General features: G+C 71.8%; 18 protein-coding genes. 13 read left to right on the top strand and 5 right to left on the bottom strand.

What is annotated here, in order from left to right; genetic code table 11:
* Positions 1-12 precede the first annotated feature (12 nt).
* Positions 13-768, bottom strand: a complete 756-nt coding sequence (locus tag AC07DF_RS38610; RefSeq protein ID WP_478981758.1) for a hypothetical protein — start codon at positions 766-768, stop codon at positions 13-15.
* Between the two features lie 104 nt (positions 769-872).
* Here AC07DF_RS38610 and ggt point away from each other — a divergent pair, with 104 nt between their 5' ends.
* Positions 873-2,678 (top strand): gamma-glutamyltransferase, encoded by a 1,806-nt coding sequence (gene ggt, locus AC07DF_RS38605; RefSeq protein ID WP_478981756.1) that lies wholly within the window; start codon positions 873-875, stop codon positions 2,676-2,678.
* Between the two features lie 48 nt (positions 2,679-2,726).
* Here ggt and AC07DF_RS38600 read toward each other — a convergent pair whose 3' ends face one another.
* On the bottom strand, positions 2,727-5,255 hold the full coding sequence (locus tag AC07DF_RS38600) for an ATP-dependent Clp protease ATP-binding subunit (RefSeq protein WP_478981754.1): 2,529 nt from the start codon (positions 5,253-5,255) through the stop codon (positions 2,727-2,729).
* Positions 5,256-5,442: 187 nt separating this feature from the next.
* Positions 5,443-6,210 (bottom strand): type I methionyl aminopeptidase, encoded by a 768-nt coding sequence (gene map / locus AC07DF_RS38595; protein ID WP_478981752.1) that lies wholly within the window; start codon positions 6,208-6,210, stop codon positions 5,443-5,445.
* 32 nt (positions 6,211-6,242) lie between these two features.
* Between map and AC07DF_RS38590 the strand changes: the two genes are divergently transcribed.
* From AC07DF_RS38590 to AC07DF_RS38550, 9 genes are all read left to right on the top strand, one after another.
* Positions 6,243-6,494: a helix-turn-helix domain-containing protein gene (locus AC07DF_RS38590; RefSeq protein WP_478981750.1), complete on the top strand. Its 252-nt coding sequence runs from the start codon at positions 6,243-6,245 to the stop codon at positions 6,492-6,494.
* Between the two features lie 111 nt (positions 6,495-6,605).
* Positions 6,606-8,378: a hypothetical protein gene (locus AC07DF_RS38585; protein ID WP_478981748.1), complete on the top strand. Its 1,773-nt coding sequence runs from the start codon at positions 6,606-6,608 to the stop codon at positions 8,376-8,378.
* Positions 8,379-8,547: 169 nt separating this feature from the next.
* Positions 8,548-9,390 carry a nitrilase-related carbon-nitrogen hydrolase gene (locus AC07DF_RS38580; protein ID WP_478981746.1) on the top strand — a complete coding sequence of 281 codons (843 nt, stop codon included), beginning with the start codon at positions 8,548-8,550 and terminating at the stop codon, positions 9,388-9,390.
* Positions 9,387-10,673 carry an aspartate aminotransferase family protein gene (locus AC07DF_RS38575; RefSeq protein ID WP_478981744.1) on the top strand — a complete coding sequence of 429 codons (1,287 nt, stop codon included), beginning with the start codon at positions 9,387-9,389 and terminating at the stop codon, positions 10,671-10,673. The genes AC07DF_RS38580 and AC07DF_RS38575 overlap by 4 nt, the downstream gene beginning before the upstream one ends.
* Positions 10,674-10,700: 27 nt before the next feature.
* Positions 10,701-12,266, top strand: a complete 1,566-nt coding sequence (locus AC07DF_RS38570; protein ID WP_478981742.1) for a PucR family transcriptional regulator — start codon at positions 10,701-10,703, stop codon at positions 12,264-12,266.
* Positions 12,267-12,421: 155 nt separating this feature from the next.
* A complete protein-coding gene (locus AC07DF_RS38565) occupies positions 12,422-13,264 on the top strand; it encodes a nitrilase-related carbon-nitrogen hydrolase (RefSeq protein WP_478981740.1) in 843 nt (280 codons plus the stop codon).
* A 72-nt stretch (positions 13,265-13,336) separates the two neighbouring features.
* Positions 13,337-14,737 carry a dihydropyrimidinase gene (hydA, locus tag AC07DF_RS38560; RefSeq protein WP_478981738.1) on the top strand — a complete coding sequence of 467 codons (1,401 nt, stop codon included), beginning with the start codon at positions 13,337-13,339 and terminating at the stop codon, positions 14,735-14,737.
* Positions 14,738-14,748: 11 nt separating this feature from the next.
* A complete protein-coding gene (locus tag AC07DF_RS38555) occupies positions 14,749-15,771 on the top strand; it encodes a TIGR03842 family LLM class F420-dependent oxidoreductase (protein ID WP_478981735.1) in 1,023 nt (340 codons plus the stop codon).
* 140 nt (positions 15,772-15,911) lie between these two features.
* Positions 15,912-17,438 (top strand): NCS1 family nucleobase:cation symporter-1, encoded by a 1,527-nt coding sequence (locus AC07DF_RS38550; protein ID WP_478981733.1) that lies wholly within the window; start codon positions 15,912-15,914, stop codon positions 17,436-17,438.
* A gap of 24 nt (positions 17,439-17,462) precedes the next feature.
* Here AC07DF_RS38550 and AC07DF_RS38545 read toward each other — a convergent pair whose 3' ends face one another.
* Positions 17,463-18,137 carry a hypothetical protein gene (locus AC07DF_RS38545; RefSeq protein ID WP_478981731.1) on the bottom strand — a complete coding sequence of 225 codons (675 nt, stop codon included), beginning with the start codon at positions 18,135-18,137 and terminating at the stop codon, positions 17,463-17,465.
* Positions 18,138-18,410: 273 nt separating this feature from the next.
* Between AC07DF_RS38545 and AC07DF_RS38540 the strand changes: the two genes are divergently transcribed.
* The 3 genes from AC07DF_RS38540 (at position 18,411) to AC07DF_RS38530 (ending at position 22,767) form a co-directional block, all read left to right on the top strand.
* Entirely contained in the window at positions 18,411-20,237 is a 1,827-nt protein-coding gene (locus AC07DF_RS38540) for a gamma-glutamyltransferase family protein (protein WP_478981729.1), read from the top strand.
* A 114-nt stretch (positions 20,238-20,351) separates the two neighbouring features.
* Positions 20,352-21,197 (top strand): inositol monophosphatase family protein, encoded by an 846-nt coding sequence (locus AC07DF_RS38535; RefSeq protein ID WP_478981727.1) that lies wholly within the window; start codon positions 20,352-20,354, stop codon positions 21,195-21,197.
* Between the two features lie 160 nt (positions 21,198-21,357).
* Positions 21,358-22,767 carry a phytoene desaturase family protein gene (locus tag AC07DF_RS38530; RefSeq protein WP_478981725.1) on the top strand — a complete coding sequence of 470 codons (1,410 nt, stop codon included), beginning with the start codon at positions 21,358-21,360 and terminating at the stop codon, positions 22,765-22,767.
* A 202-nt stretch (positions 22,768-22,969) separates the two neighbouring features.
* Here AC07DF_RS38530 and AC07DF_RS38525 read toward each other — a convergent pair whose 3' ends face one another.
* Positions 22,970-23,803, bottom strand: a complete 834-nt coding sequence (locus AC07DF_RS38525) for a class II glutamine amidotransferase (protein ID WP_478981723.1) — start codon at positions 23,801-23,803, stop codon at positions 22,970-22,972.
* Positions 23,804-24,007: the final 204 nt, after the last annotated feature.

Below are 24,007 nucleotides of genomic sequence, written 5' to 3'. Positions count from 1 at the left end.
AAGTGGAGGACTTCAGGAGGCCCGGTGGCTGTTGCGTGGAGCGGCAGGGGAGGGCAGCGGGGTCTGTGCCGCTCGTGTCACGTCCTCCACCAGTTCGACGACGTCCGGGCCGTACGCCTGCGAGTTGATGACCTTCAGCAGCAGCACGAAGGAATCGCCGTGCTTGCGGGCCAGCCGCTCGTGGTTGCGGGCCAGGTAGCGGGTGGCGGCCTGGTTGGTGATGGCCCGCTGGCCGCAGAAGAGGAACACGGGACGCGCCTCACGGCGGTCGCCGGCGGTGAGCCGGGCCAGCAGGACGTACTCCGTGATGCCCGGATCCAGGCGGTAGCGCTCTTCGCCGATCTGGAAGGCGCCCCGGTCCGGCCCCGGTTCGGCGTCGATGTTGACGCGCACGCCGGGCAGCATGGCCGCCATGTGCGCCATCATGCGCCGGTTGGACCCCGGGCCGCCGACGCAGAACTCGGTACGCTCACCGAAGCCCTGATGGGCCGAGTCCTGGGTGACCACGTGGAGGTGCGCCCCACAGCTCTTGATCAGTGCGGAGAGTTCCAGGAGCGCGTACACGTCGAAGCGGTGCACCGCCGGCTCGGTGGCGGCCGGATCACGGTTGACGACCAGCAGCGACTCGGAGTTCTCGGGCAGCCCGAAGAAGGCCTGCTTGCGCCGGAGTTTCCGCTTCCACAGAAACGTACGGGCGAGCCAGCCCAGCGCGGCGCTGATACCCGCCGCGACCACACCCAGGACTATGTTGCGCACGTCGTCGTTCATGGGCGCGCATGGTAGCGGGCCCGACGCACCGGTGTTCGACGCGTGCCTGACGCGGCGATGGCCATCAATTAAGCTGCGCGGACGGCCTTTGACTGGAGGTGCGGATGCGTCGCCCTGTCGCACGGAATCTGACGGTCCTGGCGGTTTCGGCCGCCGTGGTGATGTCGGTGGGGGCGGCGGCGCCACCCGCCGCGCAGACCACCGGCAGTGAGAAAACCCCCCTGGCCGTCGGCTACGGCGGCGCGGTCTCCAGCGTCGACCCGGACGCCTCGGCCGCCGGGATCGAGGTCCTGCGCAACGGCGGCAACGCCGTCGACGCGGCCGTCGCCACGGCCGCCGCGCTCGGCGTCACCGAGCCCTACTCCGCCGGAGTCGGCGGGGGCGGCTACTTCGTCTACTACGACGCCAAGTCCCGTACCGTGCGCACCATCGACGGCCGCGAGACCGCTCCGCTGTCCGCCGACAAGAACTTGTTCACCGAGAACGGCAAGCCCATCCCGTTCGCCGAAGCCGTCAGCAGCGGCCTGAGCGTCGGCACGCCCGGCACGCCCGCCACCTGGCAGACGGCACTGGACCAGTGGGGCAGCAAGCGGCTCGCGAGCGTCCTGAAGCCGGCCGAGCGGCTGGCGCGCGACGGTTTCACGGTCGACGAGACCTTCCGCTCGCAGACGGCGTCCAACGAGACCCGCTTCCGCTACTTCCCGGACACCGCCGAACTCTTCCTGCCGGGCGGGCAGCTCCCGGTCGTCGGCTCCACCTTCAAGAACCCCGACCTCGCCCGCACCTACGCGGAGCTGGGAAGCAAGGGCGTCGACACGCTCTACCGCGGCGGCCTCGGCCGGGAGGTCGTCGACACGGTCGACAAGCCGCCCGTCGACCCGGCCTCCGGCTGGAACGCCCGGCCCGGTGACCTGTCGGCGAAGGACCTGGCCGCCTACCGCACCAAGCTCCAGGCACCCACCAGGACCTCCTACCGCGGCCTCGGCGTCTACTCCATGGCCCCGTCGTCCTCCGGCGGTACGACGGTCGGCGAGGCGCTCAACATCCTGGAGCGGACCGACCTGTCGAAGGCGAGCAGGGCGAAGTACCTGCACCGTTTCATCGAGGCGAGCCGGATCGCGTTCGCGGACCGGGGGCGGTGGGTGGGCGACCCCGCCTTCGAGGACGTGCCGACGAAGGAGCTGTTGTCGCAGAGGTTCGCCGACTCCCGCGAGTGCCTGATCAAGGACGACGCGGTGCTCACGAGTCCGGTGGCGCCGGGCGATCCGCGTCATCCTGCGCGCTGTGGCTCCGGTGGTGAGGCCGCTCCGACGACGTACGAGGGTGACAGCACCACGCATCTGACGGTGGCCGACAAGTGGGGCAACGTCGTCGCCTACACGCTCACCATCGAGCAGACCGGGGGCAGCGGGATCACCGTGCCGGGGCGGGGATTCATCCTCAACAACGAGCTGACGGACTTCTCCTTCACGCCGGCGAACCCCGCCGTGCACGACCCGAATCTGCCGGGGCCGGGGAAGCGGCCGCGGTCGTCGATCTCGCCGACGATCGTTCTCGACCGGCACGACAAGCCCGTGGTGGCGCTGGGGTCGCCGGGTGGGGCGACGATCATCACGACCGTCCTGCAGACGCTGACCGGGTTTGTCGACCGGGGGTTGCCGCTGGTCGATGCGATCGCCGCGCCCCGGGCGAGTCAGCGGAACGCCGCGCAGACCGAGCTGGAGCCGGGGTTGTACGACAACGCCGAGTTGAGGAAGCAGCTCGAGGCGATCGGGCATTCCTTCAAGGTGAACCCGGAGATCGGGGCGGCCACGGGTGTTCAGCGGCTGCCCGGTGGGAAGTGGCTGGCAGCCGCTGAGACCGTGCGGCGGGGTGGGGGGTCGGCGATGGTGGTGCGGCCTGTGCGTTGAGGGCCGGGTGCGGGTGTGCGGGGGCTGAGCGCGCAGTTCCCCGCGCCCCTAAGAGGGCGTTGCCGTCTGGAACGTCAAGTGGCCGTCCTCGGTGTCCACCGTGACCTGGCCGCCCTCGGACACCCTGCCGTCCAGCAACAGCCGGGACAGCTCGTTGTCCACCTCGCGCTGGATCGTGCGGCGCAGTGGGCGGGCGCCGTACTCCGGCTGGTAGCCGTGGTCGGCCAGCCACTCCACCGCTCGGTCGGTGAAGGTCACCGTGATGCCCTTGTCGTGCACGAGGGAACGGGTGCGGTCCAGCAGGAGGTTGGTGATCCGGCGCAGCTGTTCCGTGGTGAGCTGGCGGAAGACGACGATCTCGTCGATGCGGTTGAGGAACTCGGGGCGGAAGTGCTCGCGCAGCGGGCGCAGGATCTGCTCGCGCCGGGCCTCCTCGTCCGCTTCGTCGCCGCCTGACGCGAAGCCCAGCGTGGCGCCGCGGCGGGTGATCGCCTCGGAGCCGAGGTTGCTGGTCATCGTGATGACGGTGTTGGTGAAGTCCACCGTGCGGCCCTGGGAGTCGGTCAGCCGGCCGTCGTCGAGGACCTGGAGCAGGATGTTGAAGACGTCCGGGTGCGCCTTCTCCACCTCGTCGAGGAGGAGGAGCGAGTACGGGTGGCGGCGCACGACCTCGGTGAGCTGGCCCGCCTCCTCGTGGCCGACGTAGCCGGGCGGGGCGCCGATCAGACGGCTGACGGTGTGCCGCTCCTGGTACTCGCTCATGTCGAGGCGGACCATGCGGTCCTCGCTGCCGAACAGCGCCTCGGCGAGCGCCCGGGCCAGCTCGGTCTTGCCGACCCCGGTCGGACCGAGGAAGAGGAAGCTGCCGATCGGCCGGTCCGGGCTGGCCAGGCCGGCCCGGGAGCGCAGCACCGCGTCCGAGACGACCCGCACGGCCTCGTCCTGGCCGACCACCCGCTCGTGCAGATGCTCCTCCAGGCCCAGCAGCCGGTCCTTCTCCTCCTGGGTGAGGCTGCTGACCGGGATGCCGGTCTGGCGGGACACCACCTCGGCGATCGACTCGGCCTCGACGACGAGATCCTGGCCCTCGTCGATCTCGCTCTCGCCGCCCGCCTGGGCGATCCGCTGCTTCACGTCCAGGATCCGGTCGCGCAACTGGGTGGCCTGCTCGTACTGTTCGTCCGCGACCGCCTGGTCCTTGTCCAGGGTCAGTTGCTCCAGCTCCCGCTCCAGGGCCCGTACGTCCGTGCCCTTGGTCCGGGCCCGCAGCCGCACCCGGGCACCGGCCTGGTCGATCAGGTCGATGGCCTTGTCCGGCAGGCGGCGGTCGGTGAGATAGCGGTCCGACAGCTCCACGGCCGCCACCAGCGCCTCGTCGGTGTAGCGGACCTGGTGGTGGGCCTCGTAGCGGTCCCGCAGGCCGCGCAGGATCTCGATCGTGTCCGCGGCGGTCGGCTCCGGGACCATGATCGGCTGGAAGCGGCGGGCCAGCGCCGCGTCCTTCTCGATCCGGCGGTACTCCTCCAAGGTGGTGGCGCCCACGATGTGCAACTCGCCGCGTGCGAGGGCCGGCTTGAGGATGTTGCCGGCGTCCAGCGAACTGCCGTCGCCGCCGCCGGAACCGGCGCCCACGACCGTGTGCAGCTCGTCGATGAAGATGATCAACTGCTCGGAGTGGGAGCGGATCTCACTGACGATGTTGTTCATCCGCTCCTCGAAGTCACCCCGGTAGCGGGTGCCCGCGACGACGCCCGTCAGGTCCAGGGCGACCACGCGGCGCCCGATCAGGATGTCGGGCACGTCCCCCTCGGAGACGCGCTGCGCCAGCCCCTCCACGACGGCGGTCTTGCCGACGCCCGCGTCACCGATCAGCACCGGGTTGTTCTTGCCGCGGCGGGAGAGGACCTCGACGGTCTGCTCGATCTCCTCGTCCCGGCCGATCACCGGGTCGATACGCCCCTGCCGGGCCAGTTCGGTGAGGTCGCGGCCGTACTTGTCGAGGGTCGGCGTGTTCGTCACCCGAGGCCGCTCGGCCTGGGGGGCCTCTGGTGCCTCCGGCGGCTGGGAGGGCGCGAAGCGGGCCGCGTTCAGGATGTGCCCGGCGGCCGAGTCGGGGTTCGAGGCCAGGGCGCTGAGCACGTGCTCGGGGCCGATGTAGCCGTAGCCGCGGGCCCGGGCCATGTCGTGCGCGTCCAGCAGGGCCCGTTTGGCGGCCGGGGTGAGGGACAGTGCGGTCGGCGGCGGCGCGTCCTTCGGGCCGTGCTGGGCCGGACCCGACCGGTCGTCGATCTGGGACGCCAGCGAGTCGGGATTGGCCCCGGCCTTGCTGAGCAGGGTCCGGGTGGGCTCGGTGGCGAGCGCCGCCCGCAGCAGATGCTCCGTGTCGAGGTCCCGGCTGCCGTGCTCGGCGGCGTACTGGGCGGCGCCGCGGACGAGCTCCCGGGCCGGCTGGCTGAGCAGCCGTCCGAGGTCGATCTGCCGGGGACCGGGACGCGGTCCGCCGAAGAAGCGTGCGAGGAATTCTCCGAAGGGGTCCGAGCCGTAGCCGCCCTCCGGGCTGGTGAAGCCGCTGCTCATGGGCCTTCCGTTCCCGGCGTCCCCGGCGCCCGCGCGGGGGGACGCCCTCGCTGGTCGACGTGCCGGGGTCGGGTAACCCGGGTGGCAGCCGGTTACACCTGGGGCGCGCTCGTAGAACACCTTCGCACGATCGTCGGCAGCGGGCACCTTCGGGGCATTCCGGGGGATTCGGGCCGGCCGGTGTGGCTCAGCGTGCCGTCAGGATCCTCGGTCCAAAGTCCGTGATCGCCACCGTGTGCTCCGCGTGGGCCGCGCGGGAGCCGTCGTTCGTCTTGAGGGTCCAGCCGTCGGGTGCGGCGTGGTAGGCGTCCGTACCGCCCCCGATGACCATGGGCTCGATCGCCAGCACCATGCCGTGCCGCAGGCGCATGCCCCGCCCCGGCCGGCCCTCGTTCGGCACCCCGGGATCCTCGTGCATGCGGCGGCCGATGCCGTGGCCGCCGAAGCCGTCCGGGATGCCGTAGCCGGCGCCGCGGCACACCGTTCCGATCGCGTGGGCGATGTCGCCGATGCGGTTGCCCACGACGGCCGCCTCGATGCCCGCGGCGAGGGCCCGCTCGGCGGTCTCGACCAGGCGCAGATCGCCCTTGCGTGGGGTGCCGACGACGAAGCTGAGGGCCGAGTCGCCGACCCAGCCGCCGAGTTCGGCGCCGAAGTCCAGGGACACGAGGTCGCCGTCGCGCAGGCGGTAGGGGCCCGGGATGCCGTGCACGATCGCGTCGTTGACCGAGGCGCAGAGGACGGCGGGGAAGGGGGTCGGGGCGAAGGAGGGCCGGTACCCCAGGAACGGCGAGGTCGCGCCCGCCTCGCGCAGTACGTCGTGCGCCACCTCGTCCAGTTCCAGCAGGGAGACGCCCACGTCGGCGGCCTTTCGGGCGGCTGTCAGGGCGCGGGCGACGACCTGGCCCGCTTCGTACATGGCATCGATCGATGTATCGGTCTTGAGTTCCACCATGCCAATTACTATACCGGTATTAGAATGGGGGCATGGTGCGCACCCCTCTCACCCCCGAAGAGCGCGAACGCGGCGAGCGGCTGGGCCGGCTGCTGCGTGAGGCGCGTGGCGACCGGAGCATGACGGAGATCGCCGCGGAGGCGGGCATCTCCGCCGAGACCCTCCGGAAGATCGAGACCGGGCGGGCCCCCACGCCCGCCTTCTTCACGGTGGCCGCGCTGGCCGGCGTGCTCGGGCTGTCCATGGACGACGTGGCCGAGCGGTGCGTGCCTGCACCGGTCTGATGTCCTGGCACTGAGGCTCCCGCGTCCCGCGCGAAAACTCCCCGTAGCACTCCTGTAACACGACTGGTGTTGCCTACTGGGCGAAGCGCTCCGTCTGGCGGGAGTTGAGCGATGGCAGCGGATCAACTCCCGGGCAGGGTCCGGGAGTTCGCGAACTACCTGGACGGCCTGCTGGCACGGCTGGACCCGTCCGGCGGCTGGTGCGCGGTGTTCTGGCAGCGCGACCCGGAGGGCATGCGGGCCTGCCTCGACGGGCAGGAGATGCCGCCCTGGGACGTGGTGGAGGCGCTGCTGCAGGACCTCGCCGGGCAGTACGGCCCCGGGGGCGTGGGTCCGGAGACGGAACGCGCACGCTCCCTGCATGCGGCCGCGCTCGCCGCGTACGATGCCCGGCCGGGCGGCCGCGACGCCCTCGGGGACCGGCTGGACGTCATGCTCCGCGAGCAGAAGTACGCCGCCGAACGCCAGGCGGACCTGACCCGCCTCCTGGCCTCCGCCCCCACCCGCGAACAGGCCGACGCCCTCCGCCTCGACCTCGCCTGGGCCCACGACGATCACGAACGCGCGACGGCCCGCTGCGCGGAGCTCCGCGAGCGGATGGCCCACCTGGACCGCCACGACCGCGGCGAAGCCGCCTTCTTCGAGGGGCGGGGCGCGACGGCCGGGCCAGGTGGTGCCCCGGGTGCGAGGAGTGAGGGCGCGCCGGGGGCCTTCGGCAGCGGGGGAGGGGTCTGGGCCGAGGGCGTTGGGGCTGCTTCGGGGCGACCCGGGGGTGTGCGGGGCGGGGAGGCCTCAGGGCATGCCGCGCATGCGCGTGGCGGGGCGGCGCCAGGGGTTGCCGGGGGTGTGCGTGGTGGGCAGGCGCCGGGGGCTGCCGGGGGTGTGCGTGGTGGGCAGGCGCCGGGGGTTGCCGGGGGTGTGCGTGGTGGGCAGGCGCCGGGGGCTGCCGGGGGTGTGCGTGGTGGGCAGGCGTCCGGCACGGCCGGGGGCACCGGCCGGTATGGCACCCGGCATGCGGGCGCCGGCCCGGAGCCGGAGCACGACGCCCAGGAGCACCCGGCGGGCCGGGCTGTTCCCCCGGAAGCCGGCGGTACCCCCACCGCGCTTCCAGCCCCCGAGCCCCCGGCCCCCCAGCCGCCTACCCCCAAGCAGCGCAAACGGCGTCGGGGCAGTGCCCGCTTCGCCGGGATGGTCGAGGAGGAGGCCGCGCCCGTCGTCGTGCCGCCCGCTGCCGTGCCGGCGCTTCCCGAACCCGCCCCCGTCACCGGCCGCACCCGGCGCGGTGCCCGGTTCGCCGGGGCCGCCGAAGAAGCCGCGGTCCAGCACGTGGAGCCGCAGGGCGAGGCGGGCGGCGCGGCGGACCGGACGGAGGTCGCGCGGACCGTCGGCACGCTGGCGCGGCTGCGTGCCGAGGGGCGCAGCGGGGAGGCGCACGCACTGCTGGTCGAGCTCACCTCCTCCGCCCCCGCCCGGTTCCCGCTGCTCGCGGGCGAGCTGGAGCGGGCCGGGCTGGGCGCGGACTGGCAGACCCTGCTGTGGGAGGCTGCCTCGCTGCCGGCGGGGCGGCTGGTCGCCGCGGCGGACGCACTGGGCGCGGCCGGGCGCGCGGGCGACGGGCAGCAGATCCTGCGGCAGGGCGTCGCCCGGCCCCCGGCCGAGATCGGCGAGGCCGTCCTCGGACTGGCCGCCGAGGGCCGTCACCGCGAGGTGCGCGCGCTGCTCGACGCGTACGTCAGAGCCCGCACCCCAGAGGAGGCCGCCCGCAGCGCCGAGCCCGATCCGCAGCGGCTCGTACCGCTCCTGCTCCAGGCCGCCCAGGGCGTGTCGGACGAGCGCCGCTGGGATCTCGTGCACGCGCTCCGGGTCGCCGGGTTCGCCGCCTGACCGGCGACGCCGTGCCCCGGGCGACTCACCCACAGGAGTGCGAATCGCGCTCTGCCCAGCGGGTTGGGGACGATGGTCTTGGCAAGCCCGTGCCGGAGGCTTACGTTCGTGGCTCTACGCCCGTTTCTACGGGCGTAGAGACGCAGACGTCGCGTCGAAGGAGCAGCTCATGGCCAACGTCGTACGTGCCGCTCTGGTCCAGGCCACCTGGACCGGCGACACCGAGTCCATGGTGGCGAAACACGAGGAGCACGCCCGCGAGGCGGCTCGCCGGGGCGCGAAGATCATCGGCTTCCAGGAAGTCTTCAACAGCCCTTACTTCTGTCAGGTCCAGGAGCCCGAGCACTACCGCTGGGCCGAGCCGGTCCCGGACGGGCCGACCGTACGCCGCATGCGGGCGCTCGCACGCGAGACCGGCATGGTGATCGTCGTGCCGGTGTTCGAGGTCGAGCAGTCCGGCTTCTACTACAACACCGCGGCCGTGATCGACTCCGACGGCAGCTACCTCGGCAAGTACCGCAAGCACCACATCCCGCAGGTCAAGGGCTTCTGGGAGAAGTACTACTTCAAACCCGGCAACCTCGGCTGGCCCGTCTTCGACACCGCCGTCGGCAAGGTCGGCGTCTACATCTGCTACGACCGCCACTTCCCGGAGGGCTGGCGCGAGCTCGGCCTGAAGGGCGCCCAGCTGGTCTACAACCCCTCCGCCACCCACCGGGGCCTGTCGTCCCACCTGTGGCGTCTCGAGCAGCCCGCCGCGGCCGTCGCCAACGAGTACTTCGTCGCCGCGATCAACCGCGTGGGTCAGGAGGAGTACGGGGACAACGACTTCTACGGGACGTCGTACTTCGTCGACCCGCGCGGGCAGTTCGTCGGCGACGTCGCCAGCGACAGCAAGGAGGAGCTCGTCGTCCGCGACCTGGACCTCGGCCTCGTCGAGGACGTGCGGCAGCAGTGGGCCTTCTACCGCGACCGCCGCCCCGACGCCTACGAAGGGCTGGTGCGGCCGTGACCGACGACCTGCTGGGCCGCCACCGGACCGTGCTCCCCGACTGGCTCGCCCTCTACTACGAGGAGCCCATCGAGATCACCCACGGCGAGGGCCGCCACGTCTGGGACGCCCAAGGCAACCGGTATCTCGACTTCTTCGGCGGCATCCTCACCACGATGACCGCCCACGCGCTGCCGGAGATCACCAAGGCGGTGAGCGAGCAGTCCGCGCGGATCATCCACTCCTCGACCCTGTACCTCAACCGGCCGATGATCGAACTCGCCGAGCGCATCGCCCAGTTGAGCGGCATCCCGGACGCCCGCGTCTTCTTCACCACCTCCGGCACCGAGGCCAACGACACCGCCCTGCTGCTGGCCACGACGTACCGGCGCAGCAACACGATCCTGGCGATGCGCAACAGCTACCACGGCCGCTCCTTCAGCTCGGTCGGCATCACCGGCAACAGCGGCTGGTCCCCGACCTCGCTGTCCCCGCTGCAGACGCTGTACGTCCACGGCGGCGTGCGCACCCGCGGCCCCTACGCGGCCCTGAGCGACGGCGAGTTCATCGCGGCCTGCGTCGAGGACCTTGAGGACCTGCTCGGCCACACCCGCCCGCCGGCCGCGCTGATCGCCGAACCCATCCAGGGCGTCGGCGGCTTCACCTCACCGCCGGACGGGCTGTACGCCGCCTTCCGCGAGGTGCTGAACGAGCGCGGCATCCTGTGGATCGCCGACGAGGTGCAGACCGGCTGGGGCCGCACCGGCGAGCACTTCTGGGGCTGGCAGGCCCACGGGCAGGGCGGGCCGCCGGACATCATGACCTTCGCCAAGGGCATCGGCAACGGCATGTCCATCGGCGGCGTCGTCGCCCGCTCCGAGATCATGAACTGCCTGGACTCCAACAGCATCTCCACGTTCGGCGGCACCCAGATCACCATGGCGGCGGGCCTCGCCAACCTCAACTACCTCGTGGAACACGACCTCCAGGGCAACGCGCGGCGGGTCGGCGGCCTGCTCATCGAGCGGCTGCGGTCCGCCGCCGCCCAGGTGCCGGCCGTCCGGGAGGTCCGCGGGCGCGGGCTGATGATCGGCATCGAGGTGACCAAGCCCGGCACCGACGAAGCCGACCCGAAGGCCACCACGGCCGTCCTGGAGGCGGCCCGCGAGGGCGGGCTGCTGCTCGGCAAGGGCGGCGGCCACAACACCAGCTGTCTGCGCGTCGCCCCGCCGCTGTCCCTCAACGTCGCGGAGGCCGAGGAAGGCGCCGCGATCCTCGAGAACGCTCTGAGGAGCATCCGGTAGCAGCGCACTGACGCAAGGGAAGTCGCCATGGCCACCACCCCGGACACCTGGGAACCCGCTCTGTCGGTCCGGCAGGTCCTCACCCTGGAGCGGGTGCTCGCCGGGGAGCCCGAGGTGGTGGCCGGAGCGAGCCATCTGGACCGGCCGGTGCGCTGGGTGCACGTCGCCGAGGCCGCCGACGTCGGTGTGATGCTCAGCGGCGGCGAGATGGTCCTCACCACCGGCGTGCTGCTCGCCGGCGACGAGGACAAGCAGGCCGAGTACGTCCGGTCGTTGCACCGCGCGGAGGCCGCCGCCGTCGTCCTCGGACTCGGGCGCGCCTTCCCCGCAACCCCGGACGTGATGCGCCGGGCGGCCGAGCGGTGCGGGCTGCCGATGGTCGTCCTGCACCGGCCCTTCCCCTTCGCCGACCTCACCGAGGAGGTCCAGTCACGGCTCGTGCGGCGCAAGTTCGCCGCCGTCAGCCTCTCCGAGGCCGTCCGCACCGAACTCACCGCCCTCATCACCGCGGGCGCCCCGCTGCAACGCCTGCTCGACGAGATCGCCCGGCACGCCGCCTGCCCGGTCGTCGTCACCAACCTCGCCCACCGCGTCCTCGGCACGGCGGGGGAGCGGCCGGCTGTCGACGACGTCCTGCGCGACTGGGAACGCATCGCCCGACAGGCCGGAGGCACCGAGGGCGACGGCTGGATCCGGGCCGAACTGGGCGGACGCGGCGAGCGCTGGGGCCGCATCGTGCTGTGCGGCTACCGCGGCGACACCGCGACCGGACGGCTGCTGGCCGACCGCGCCGCCGAGGCCCTCGTCCTGCACCGCATGCTCGGCGGCACCGCGGCCTGCTCGTGGGAGGAGCAGTCCGCGCAGGGCCTGCTGACCGACCTGGTCAGTGGTGTCGTACCGGCACGCCAACTGCTGCCCCGGGCCCGCGCGGCCGGACTGCCCGTCAACCGGCGGACCTTCGTGCCGCTGGTCGTCCGCGACGGCGACACCGGCCGGCTCGACCGGCTGCTGCGGTTGCTGGGCCTGCCCGGTCTGGTCGCCGAGCTCGCCGACGGCGCCACCGCCGTCCTCCTCAGCCTCGCCCGCGACCAGGACGCGGGCGCCCTCGCCGCGCACTTCGCGGCCCGGCTGCGGACCGAGTCCGGCTCGGCCCGCACGATCGTCGCCGCCGCCGAACCCCGGGCCGTCTGGGACGACGTACCCGCGGGACTGCGCGAGGCCCAGCACGTGGCGGACGCGGTCGCCGACTCCACGGCGGCCCTCGACCTCCCGCCGGTCGTCCGCCTGAAGGACGTCCACCTGCGCGGTCTGATCCGTCTCCTGAGGGACGATCCGCAGGTGCAGTCCTTCGCGGAACGGGAGCTGGACGGGCTGCTGTGCGAGACCGACGAGGACCTGCTGTCCGTCCTGCGCACCTACCTCGCCACCGGCCGCAACAAGTCCCGCACGGCCCAGCTCCACCACGTCTCCCGGCCGGCCCTCTACCGCCGCCTTGAGGCCATACAGGGCCGCCTCGGGGTGGACCTCGACGACTTCGAGCAGGCCGCCTCCGTGCACATCGCACTCCTCGCGCACGACGCGCAACAGCAGTGAAACACGTGACCACCTGGGAAAACGGCGGTGAAACATGAACCCACTGCAGAGTGACACGGTGGCACGCCGCACGCCCCCAGACGTGACACGGTGCAACTCAAAGACGGCTCTCCCGGTTCCTAGGCTCACGGCACACCGAGCGACCGGAGGTCCCGATGAGCAGAGTGATCCGTGCCGCCGTCTTTCAGACCGCCTGGACGGGCGACAAGGAATCGATGATCCAGGTCCACGAGCAGGCGGCCCGCGACGCGGCCGCGCAGGGTGCTCAAGTCCTGTGCTTCCAGGAGCTGTTCTACGGACCGTACTTCTGCCAGGTCCAGGACCCTGCCTTCTACGAGTACGCCGAGCAGATCCCCGAGGGCCCCATCGTCCGGCGCTTCCAGGCACTCGCGAAGGAACTGGGCATCGTCCTGGTGCTGCCGATGTACGAGGAGGAGCAGCCCGGCGTCCTCTACAACACCGCCGCCGTGATCGACGCGGACGGCTCCTACCTCGGAAAGTACCGCAAGACCCACATCCCCCAGGTGCGCGGCTTCTGGGAGAAGTTCTACTTCCGCCCCGGCAACACCGGCTGGCCGGTCTTCGACACGGCCGTGGGCAGGATCGGCGTCTACATCTGCTACGACCGCCACTTCCCGGAGGGCTGGCGCGCACTCGGTCTCGCCGGCGCGGAGATCGTCTTCAACCCCTCGGCCACCTCGCGCGGCCTGTCGGCCTATCTGTGGCAGCTGGAACAGCCGGCGGCGGCCGTCGCCAACGAGTACTTCGTCGGCGCGATCAACCGGGTCGGCGTCGAGGAGTACGGCGACAACGACTTCTACGGCACGTCGTACTTCGTGGACCCGGAGGCCCAGTTCGTCGGCGAGGTGGCGAGCGACAAGGAGCCCGAACTGGTCGTCCGCGACCTGGACATGGCCAAACTCCGCGAGGTCCGCGACCGCTGGCAGTTCTACCGGGACCGGGCACCGGGGGCGTACGGGCCACTGACAGCACCGTAAGGAACCAGGGGCGCGGGGAACTGCGCGACCAGCCACGAACAACCGTCACGTGCACACCGCGAGGAGCGACCGATGAGCCGTACAGTCATTCGCGGCGGCCTAGTAGTCACCGCATCCGACGAGATCCACGCCGACGTCCTGATCGAGGACGGCCGCATCGCCGCCCTCGCCGCCTCCGGCACACCCGCCGCTGAAGCCTTCACAGCGGACCGCGTGATCGACGCCACCGGAAAGTACGTCATCCCCGGCGGCGTCGACGCCCACACCCACATGGAGCTGCCCTTCGGCGGCACCTTCGCCTCCGACACCTTCGAGACCGGCACCCGCGCCGCCGCCTGGGGTGGCACGACGACGATCGTCGACTTCGCCGTACAGAGCGTCGGGCACAGCCTGCGCGAGGGCCTGGACGCCTGGCACGCCAAGGCCGACGGCAACTGCGCCATCGACTACGGCTTCCACATGATCGTCTCCGACGTCAACGAGCACACGCTCAAGGAGATGGACCACCTGATCGAGGAGGGCGTCACCTCCTTCAAGCAGTTCATGGCCTACCCGGGCGTCTTCTACAGCGACGACGGCCAGATCCTGCGCGCCATGCAGCGCTCCGCCGACAACGGCGGCCTGATCATGATGCACGCCGAGAACGGCATCGCGATCGACGTCCTGGTCGAACAGGCGCTCGCCCGGGGCGAGACCGACCCGCGCTACCACGGCGAGGTCCGCAAGGCCCTGCTGGAGGCCGAGGCCACCCACCGCGCCATCAAGCTCGCGCAGGTGGCCGGTGCGCCCCTGTACGTCGTGCACGTCTCGGCGACGGAGGCGGTCGCCGAGCTGGCCCGGGCCCGCGACGAGGGGCTGCCCGTCTTCGGCGAGACCTGCCCGCAGTACCTGTTCCTGTCCACCGACAACCTGGCCGAGCCGGACTTCGAGGGCGCGAAGTACGTGTGCAGCACCCCGCTGAGGCCGAAGGAGCACCAGGCCGCACTGTGGCGGGGCCTGCGCACCAACGACCTCCAGGTCGTCTCCACCGACCACTGCCCGTTCTGCTTCGTGGGCCAGAAGGAACTCGGCCGCGGCGACTTCTCCAAGATCCCCAACGGTCTCCCCGGCGTCGAGAACCGTATGGACCTGCTCCACCAGGCCGTCCTCGACGGGCACATCTCGCGCCGCCGCTGGATCGAGATCGCCTGCGCGTCCCCGGCCCGGATGTTCGGCCTGTACCCGAAGAAGGGCACCATCGCGCCGGGCGCCGACGCCGACGTCGTCATCTACGACCCGCATGCCGAGCAGGTCATGTCGGCCGAGACGCACCACATGAACGTCGACTACTCGGCGTACGAGGGCAGGCGCACCACCGGCCGGGTCGAGACGGTCCTCTCGCGCGGCGAACCCGTCATCACCGAGCGGGAGTACACCGGCCACGCCGGGCACGGCGTCTTCACCCCGCGTTCCACCTGTCAGTACCTCAACTAGGAGTGGTGCGGATGGACTTCGGACTCGTCCTGCAGACCGACCCGCCGGCCTCGCGGGTGATCAGCCTGATGAAACGCGCGGAACGGAACGGCTTCTCGTACGGCTGGACCTTCGACTCCGCCGTGCTGTGGCAGGAACCGTTCGTGATCTACAGCCAGATCCTGGCCAACACGACGAAACTGAAGGTCGGGCCGATGGTGACCAACCCGGGCACCCGCACCTGGGAGGTCACCGCCTCCACCTTCGCCACCCTCAACGACATGTTCGGCAACCGCACGGTCTGCGGCATCGGCCGCGGCGACTCGGCGATGCGCGTGGCCGGCCGCAAGCCCAACACCCTGGCCCGGATCAGCGAGGCCATGAAGGTCATCCGGGACCTCGGCAGCGGACGGGAGGCCGACCTCGGCGGCGGCACCGTCGTCCGGTTCCCCTGGATCAAGCAGGGCGCCGAACTGCCCGTGTGGATGGCCGCGTACGGCCCCAAGGCCCTGAAGATGACCGGGGAGGAGGCCGACGGTTTCATCCTCCAGCTGGCCGACCTGTACCTCACCGAGTACATGGTCAAGGCCGTGAAGGACGCGGCCGTCGCCGCCGGCCGGGACCCCGCCGAGGTGACCGTCTGCGTGGCCGCCCCCGCCTATGTCACCGAGGACGACTCGCCCGAGGCGCTCGCCCACGCGCGCGAGCAGTGCCGCTGGTTCGGCGGCATGGTCGGCAACCACGTCGCCGACCTGGTCTCCAAGTACGGCGAGCACTCGGCCGCCGTCCCCGACGAACTCACCGACTACATCAAGGCCCGCGAGGGCTACGACTACTCCCACCACGGACGCGCCGACAACCCGGACACCCGGTTCGTGCCCGACGAGATCGTCGACCGGTTCTGCCTCATCGGCCCGGTCGAGAAGCACATCGAGAAGCTGGACGCGCTGCGCGCGCTCGGCGTGGACCAGTTCGCCGTCTACGACATGCACGACGCGCAGGAGGCCGTGATCGAGGCCTACGGATCCCAGGTGATCCCGGCCGTCAACGGCTGACCTCCCGCGCTGCACCACCCCGTGTGAACTCCCCCTTCCCAGCGGCTCGGGAAGGGGGCCCAGGACGCTCCCGAGCGCACCCCCCCATCGGCATCACCGCACGGCCTTTCCCGTCCCACCTCCCCTGATTGGCCCGGCCCATGACCGATACCGCTCCCACGGCCCCACCGCCGACCTCCCAAGTCACCCTCGCCGACGGCCGGGTGGAGATCGCCCCGGGCGCTCCCGCACCGACCGGCCCCTACGCCAACGAGGACCTGCTGCCGGTTCCCGTCGAGAAGCGCACCTGGACCACGTACAACTTCTCCGCGCTGTGGGTCGGCATGGCCCACAACACGGCCTCCTGGACCCTGGCCTCCGGGCTCATAGCCGTCGGCATGGACTGGAAGCAGGCGGTGCTCACCATCGCCCTGGCCAACGTCATCGTGCTGATACCGATGCTGCTCACCGGGCACGCCGGACCCAAGTACGGCATACCCTTCCCGGTCTTCGCCCGCGCCTCCTTCGGCATCCGCGGCGCCAACCTCCCCGCCGTCGTACGGGCGTTGGTGGCGTGCGGCTGGTTCGGTATCCAGACCTGGATCGGGGGCGAGGCCATCTACTTCCTGGCCGGCAAGCTCATCGGGAGCGGCTGGACGGACGTCGCGAAGGTCGGCGGTTACGCCTGGACCATGTGGCTGTCGTTCGCGATCTTCTGGGCGCTGCAGGTCGTCATCATCTACCGGGGCATGGAGACGATCCGCCGCTTCGAGAACTGGGCGGCGCCCTTCGTGCTCGTCGGCGCGTTCGTGATGCTGTGGTGGATGAGCGACAAGGCGGGCGGCTTCGGCCCGCTGTTCGACCAGCCCTCCAAGCTCGGCTGGGGCGCCGACTTCTGGAAGCTGTTCGCACCCGCCCTGATGGGCATGATCGGCTTCTGGTCCACGCTGTCGCTGAACATCCCCGACTTCACCCGCTACGGCAAGAGCCAGAAGGCGCAGACCCGGGGCCAGGCGCTCGGCCTGCCCACGACCATGACGCTCTTCGCGTTCCTGTCCGTGATGGTCACCTCGGGCTCGCAGGCCGTCTACGGCGAGGCCATCTGGGACCCGGTCCAGCTCGCGGCCAAGACCGACAACACGGTGGGCCTGCTCTTCGCGCTGGTCACGGTCCTGGTGGCGACCCTGTCCGTCAACGTCGCGGCCAACCTGGTCTCACCGGCCTTCGACTTCTCCAACATCGCGCCCCGCAGGATCAGTTTCCGGGCCGGTGCCCTCGCCACCTGCGTCCTAGGGGTGCTGATCTTCCCGTGGAAGCTGTACTCCGACCCGCAGGGCTACATCTTCACCTGGCTCGGCCTGGTCGGCGGACTGCTCGGCACCGTCGCGGGCATCCTCATCGCCGACTACTGGATCCTGCGCCGCGCCCGGCTGGACCTGGCCGACCTGTACCGCACGGGCGGCCGCTACTGGTACGAGGGCGGCTGGAACTGGCGGGCCGTCGTCGCCTTCGCGGCCGGCGGCGTCCTCGCCGTCGGCGGCGCGAGCTTCAAACCGCTGATCGACGGCCGCCCGATCCCGGCGCTCGCCGACCTGGCCGACTACGGCTGGGCGGTGGGCCTGGGCACGTCGATGGTGCTGTACCTGGTGCTGATGGCGCTGCGGGGCCGGCACCGCACCACGGTCTGACCGGGTGGGTGCGCTGGAGGGCGATCAGCCCTTGCCGCCCTCGGCCTCCAGCGCGGCCACCGCTTCCTTGGCGGCCTTGATGGCGCCCTTGTTGATCGTGTCCGTACTGGGCGCCTTCTTCGACTCGAAGTCACTGCCGTTGTACGTGATGGTCACCAGCGCGTTGGAGGCGCTGACGAACACCTGGCCCTCGCGGGTCTCCTGCTTGTCCTCGGTGGTGAGGTTGACGATGGAGTACGCGGTGTCGCCGAGGCCCGGGACGGCGCCGCCGCCGCTCTTCTCCTCGGTGTGCCTCTTGTAGGCCTTCTGCGCCGCCTCGTCCGACTCCATGACCTCGTAGGACACGTCGAGCCAGCGGTAGTCGTACCCCTCGAGCGCGTTCCAGGAGCAGGTGCGGCGCAGCTCCGAGTCCGTGGACGGGATCTCCTTGCCGGCCGTCTTGGCGCCCGGCACAAGCGACTCGACCGTCTTCTTGGCGACGCTCTCGCACGGCGCCGGCGCGGCCGAGTACGCCTTCGACACCGTCTCCGTCGACGGGCCGGACGCGGACTGGGTCTCGGTCTTCTCTTCGGCCGATGTGTGCTCGGCGGCCTGCGGCGTGGCGAGCGGACCGGACGACAGCGCCCAGCCCATGGTCGCGAGCACGACCACCGGGGACAGGCGTGCGGTCAGGGCCAGGGGCAGAGGTAGGGAACGCACGGCGCCCTTCTGTGGGGGACGGACGGTGCGGAGCGGGCCCGCACGGCGGACGGACGACAGTGTCACACGACTCCCTGTGGGGCGGAAGTGCGAACTCGCTCCGTGCTTGCGTGGTGACGGTGCCTCACTGTTCGCCGCCAGGTTTTCGGTCGGTTCGGCGCCGGGTGGGTGATTTGCCCTGGCCAGGTGGGCACGCAGGGTGCCGGAGTTTTGGCGGGACCACGACAGGGGGAGGGGACGGGTGGTGTACGACCACGAGAGGTGACAGCCCGTATGTTCACGACCCGCCCCACCCTCCAGGGCACCTTCGGCATGGTGTCCTCCACCCACTGGCTGGCCTCGCAGTCGGCGATGGCCGTGCTGGAGGACGGTGGCAACGCCTACGACGCGGCCGTGGCGGGGGCGTTCGTGCTGCATGTCGTGGAGCCGCACCTCAACGGCCCGGCCGGCGAGGTGCCGATCCTGCTGGCCCCGGCCGGGGGCGAGGTGCGGGTGCTGTGCGGGCAGGGTGTCGCACCGGCCGGGGCGACCGTCGCGCACTACCGGGGCCTCGGCCTGGACCTCGTGCCCGGCACCGGGCCGCTCGCCGCCGCAGTACCGGGCGCGTTCGACGCCTGGATGCTGTTGCTGCGCGACCACGGCACCAAGTCCCTCGCCGACGTCCTGAAGTACGCCGTCGGGTACGCCGAGCACGGGCACGCGCCCGTGGAGCGCGTCGGGGAGACCGTCGAGACCGTGCGCGAGCTGTTCGAGACGGAGTGGACCTCGTCGGCGGAGGTGTACCTGCCCGGTGGGAAGGCGCCGCGCCCCGGCGAGCTCTTCGGCAATCCCGTGCTCGCCGCCACCTGGAAGCGCCTGCTCGCCGAGACCGCCGGGGCCCAGGACAGGGAGGCCGGGATCGAGGCCGCACGGCAGGTGTGGCGCACCGGCTTCATCGCCGAGGCCCTCGTCCGCCAGGCCGCCCGGCCCACCCTGGACACCAGCGGCACCCACCACACCGGCACCCTCACGGCCGCCGACCTCGCCTCCTGGTCCGCGACCTACGAGACGCCGGCGACGTACGACTGGAACGGCTGGACCGTGTGCAAGCCGGGCCCCTGGAGCCAGGGCCCGGTCCTGCTCCAGCAGCTCGCCCTGCTCCCGCCCGAGCTGCCCCGGTACGGTTCGGCCGACTACGTCCACCTCCTGGTCGAGGGCTGCAAACTCGCCATGGCCGACCGGGAGGCCTGGTACGGGGACGCCGCCGACGTGCCGCTCGACGACCTGCTGTCCGACGAGTACAACACGGCCCGCCGTGCCCTCGTCGGCGAGCGGTCCGACCACGATCTGCGGCCCGGCAGCCCCGGCGGACGCACCCCCAGGCTGTGCGCGCACGCGCGCGTGGCGGCCGCCGCCCAGGAGGGCTTCGACGCCCTGGGCATCGGCGAACCGACCGTCGCCAAGAGCCCGGCGTCCCCCGTGCCGGGCGAACCGGAGATCCTCGCCGACGGGACCACCCGGGGCGACACCTGCCACCTCGACGTCGTCGACCGCTGGGGCAACATGGTCTCGGCCACGCCCAGCGGCGGCTGGCTCCAGTCCAGCCCCGTCGTGCCCGAACTGGGCTTCCCGCTCGGCACCCGGCTCCAGATGACCTGGCTCGAGGAGGGCCTGCCCAATTCCCTCATGCCGGGCCGCCGCCCCCGCACCACGCTGACGCCGTCGCTCGCCCTGCGCGAGGGCGTGCCCGTCATGGCGTTCGGCACCCCGGGCGGGGACCAGCAGGACCAGTGGCAGCTGCACTTCTTCCTCGCGGTCGCGCTGCGCGCCCAGGTCCGCGGCGGCCCCGACCTGCAGGGCGCGATCGACGCCCCGAACTGGCACAACGACAGCTTCCCCGGCTCCTTCTACCCGCGCGGCATGCGCCCGGGGAGCGTCACCGTGGAGTCCCGCTTCGACCCGGAGACCGTCGCGGAGCTGCGGCGGCGCGGCCACGAGGTGACCGTCGGCGGCCCCTGGTCGGAGGGCCGGCTGTGCGCGGTCGCACGGGACCCGGAGACGGGCGTCCTGTCGGCGGCGGCGAACCCGCGCGGTATGCAGGGGTACGCCGTCGGCCGGTGACCCGCGGGGCCCGCCGCCGTCCGGCCCGCCCGCACGCGTCGCTGTTCATCGTGATGCCATCCGCAGTGCACCCGGAGGGTGGGGGTTGTCAGTGCCACGTGTTGTCATGGAGGGGTGATCGACAGCAACGAAACCATCGAAGAGTTTCTCGTACAGCGCGCCTCCGACGTCGAGGAGGCCGTCCGCAAGGCCGCCGCCACCGAGATCATGCCGCGCTGGCGCCGGCTCGCCGCCCACGAGGTCGACGAGAAGGACGGCCCGCACGACCTGGTGACGGACGCCGACCGCAAGGCCGAGCTGTATCTGACCGACGTTCTGATCGACCTGCTGCCCGGCTCGGTCGTGGTCGGGGAGGAGGCGGTCCACGCCAACCCGGCGTCGTACGAGGCGATATGCGGCGAGGCCCCGGTCTGGATCGTCGACCCGGTCGACGGGACGCGGCAGTTCGTGCGGGGCGAAACCGGATTCTGCACCCTGGTCGCGCTGGCGCACGGCGGCACCCTGCTCGCCTCCTGGACCTACGCGCCCGCCCGCGACCAGTTCGCCACCGCCCGGCGCGGCAAGGGCGCCTACCTCGACGGCGAGCGGCTGTTCGCCGGTGTGCCGGAGCCCGGCCGTGACCTGCGCGTGGCCACCTCCCACCCGGACTACACGACGGACGAACAAAAGCACGCCCTGCTCGGCCTGCGTGCCGACGGTGTGGCGCCGCGCCCGTGCGGCTCGGCCGGACTGGAGTACCTCGCCATCGCCGGTGGCGAGTTGGACGCGACCGCGTTCTCCTGGGAAGCGGCGTGGGACCACGCCGCCGGGCTGCTCCTGGTCGAGGAGGCGGGCGGCACCCATCTGACCCGCTCGGGCGAGCCGTTCCGCATCACGGGCGGCAACGACCTCCCCTTCACCGCGGCCCGCGACGCGGCCACCGCCCGCCACGTGGCAGGACTGCTGTCAGGCGGAGCGTGACGGTCACCGAGCGTACGCACCCCGTCGCTCGAACGGCGCTCCATGCGGTCTCCAGGTGTGGTCCGGGCCGGAAATCACCCGCGGCCCGTGACTGTCAGTCCCCGGGCATATCCTGATCCTCAGTGGCCGTCGGCTGACGAAGGGGTCCGAGGTGCCGTCGATGCTCGATGCCGTCGTAGTGGGTGCGGGGCCGAACGGACTGACCGCGGCCGTGGAGCTGGCCCGCCGAGGTTTCTCCGTGGCCGTCTTCGAGGCGCGGGGCACCGTGGGCGGCGGAGCCCGCACCGAGGAGCTCACCCTGCCCGGCTTCCGGCACGACCCGTGCTCCGCGGCGCACCCGCTGGGCATCAACTCACCGGCGTTCCGCGCCCTGCCGCTCGAGAGGTACGGCCTTAAGTGGCTGCACGCCGAGCTGCCCATGGCGCACCCCTTCCCGGACGGCACGGCGGCCGTGCTGTCCCGGTCGGTGGGTGAGACGGCCGCCTCCTTCGGGCCGCGCGACGCCGGGGCGTACCGCAGGCTCGTCGAGCCCTTCCTGCCCAAGTGGGACACCCTGGCCCGGGACTTCATGTCCCTGCCGCTCACCGCGCTGCCCCGCGACCCGGTCACCCTCGCCCGCTTCGGACTCGTCGGCCTGCCCCCGTCCACCCTGCTGACGCGCCGCTTCCGCGACGAACCGGCCAGGACGCTGTTCGCCGGGCTCGTCGCGCATGTCATGGCACCGCTCGGCGGCTTCGCCACCGGCGCCATCGGCCTGGTCTTCGCCCTCGCGGCGCACGCCCGCGGCTGGCCCGTCGCCCGCGGCGGCTCCCAGACCCTCTCCGACGCCCTCGCCGCCTATCTGCGCGACCTCGGCGGCAGCGTCCACACCGACTACGAGGTCAAGCGCCTCGACGACCTGCCCCCGGCCCGGGCGTACGTCTTCGACACCTCGCCCACGGCCCTGGCCCGCATCGCCGGCTTCGGCGACCACTACGCCGGCTACCGGTACGGCCCGGGCGTCTTCAAGATCGACTATGCGCTGGACGGGCCCGTGCCGTGGACCGCGAAGGAGGCCCGCGTCGCCGGCACGGTCCAGATCGGCGCGAACAGCGCGGAGATCGGCACCGCACTGCGCGCGGCGTCCCGGGAGGGCCGGGCCCCCGACCGCCCCTTCCTGATCACGGTCCAGCCGAGCGTCGTCGACCCCACCCGGGCCCCGGCGGGCAAGCACGTCTTCTGGGCCTACGGCCACGTCCCGCACGGCTGGACCGGCGACCTCACCGACGCCATCGAGCGCCAACTGGAGCGCTTCGCCCCGGGGTTCCGCGACCGTGTCCTGGCCCGTGCCACCGCAGGCCCACGCGAACTCGCCGCCCGCAACGCCAATTACGTCGGCGGCGACATCGCCTCCGGCGCGGTCTCCGGACTCCAGCTCCTGCTGCGCCCCAAAGTGACCCCGTTCCCGTACCACACCCCTCACCCGGCCGTGTTCATCTGCTCGTCGGCGACCCCGCCCGGCCCCGGCGTGCACGGGATGTCGGGACACAACGCGGCGAAGGCCGTATGGAGGCGACTGAGGCAGGCATGACCTGATACCGAACACTTGCTCAGTGCTCCACCCTTCAGGGCGGAGGTGCAGGGCATCCTGCCCTCACCGGCCGGCGGTGGCCCGTGAAACAGGAACCCATGGTGGTACCGCGTAGCGGTACGGGCCGGAATCTCCTGCCCTCGGGCAGGAGAGGGCGTCAACGCGAGTCCCTCCGCACGGCTCCGCTGAGCCGCCCACGCACTCAGACCGGCTCGGGCTCGAAGTGCCGCAGCGTGTCCCGGCCCGGCTGGACGATGCCGTAGCTGCTCTCCGGTACGACGTTCCAGACCCCGGGCAGATCGCCCAGCGGCTCCGACACGACCAGCCGCGTCTCCTCGGAGATGTGCCTCAGGAACGCGAGGTCGGGGTGGAGCGCACGCACGTCGTCCACCCGGCTGCTGTAGTAAAGCGACCGCGAGTCCCCGCCGCTGGAGTACCGGAAGAACCACACCCGTTCGCCGTCGGTCACCGCGACCGTCATCTGGAGCGGCTGCGCCACTCCGTGCTCGTGCCCGAGCCGCTCCACAAGCCCCGCCATCCGGGCCACCGCGCCCGGCGGATCGCCGTCGAGCCCGAGGGTGAGGGCCACATGGAACATCACCTCGGAGTCCGTCGTGCCCTCCAGCGCCGGGAACAGCGCCGGGTCCACGGCCAGCATCAGGTCCCGGCGCAGCTCGTGGAACCCGGTGATCGCCCCGTTGTGCATCCACAGCCAGCGGCCGTGGCGGAAAGGGTGGCAGTTCGTCTGCTGAACGGCCGTCCCGGTGGAGGCGCGTACATGGGCGAAGAACAGCGACGAGCGGACGTGGTCGGCGATCTCCCGCAGATTGCGGTTGCTCCACGCCGGACCGGTGTCGCGAATGACGGCGGGCGTCCGCAGATGCCACGCGTACCAGCCGATCCCGAAGCCGTCGCCGTTGGTGGTCTCGACACCCATCCGCGCGTGCAGGCTCTGGTCGATCAGCGAGTGCTGCGGCCGGTAGAGGACATCGTCCAGCAGCACGGGGGTGCCCGAGTAGGCGAGCCAGCGGCACATGGCGGATACCCCCGTTCCGAGCCGCCCGGGCGGTGCCGCACGGCTTCGTAGGTGGTGCGGGTGGACCTCAGCGAACCCCGGCCGTCCTGCGGTCGCATCGCCCGTGGCGGGTGGTTGCGTGGCGGCCGCCGAGGCCGGTCACGGCCCGGCGGTGGGCGTGCGCAGGGGGGTGAAGCTTGAGATCCTGGGTGGTACGAGCGCTGC

It is taken from the genome of Streptomyces sp. NPDC044719 (assembly GCF_056433405.1).
This window is presented reverse-complemented; position numbering and strand designations above follow the sequence as displayed.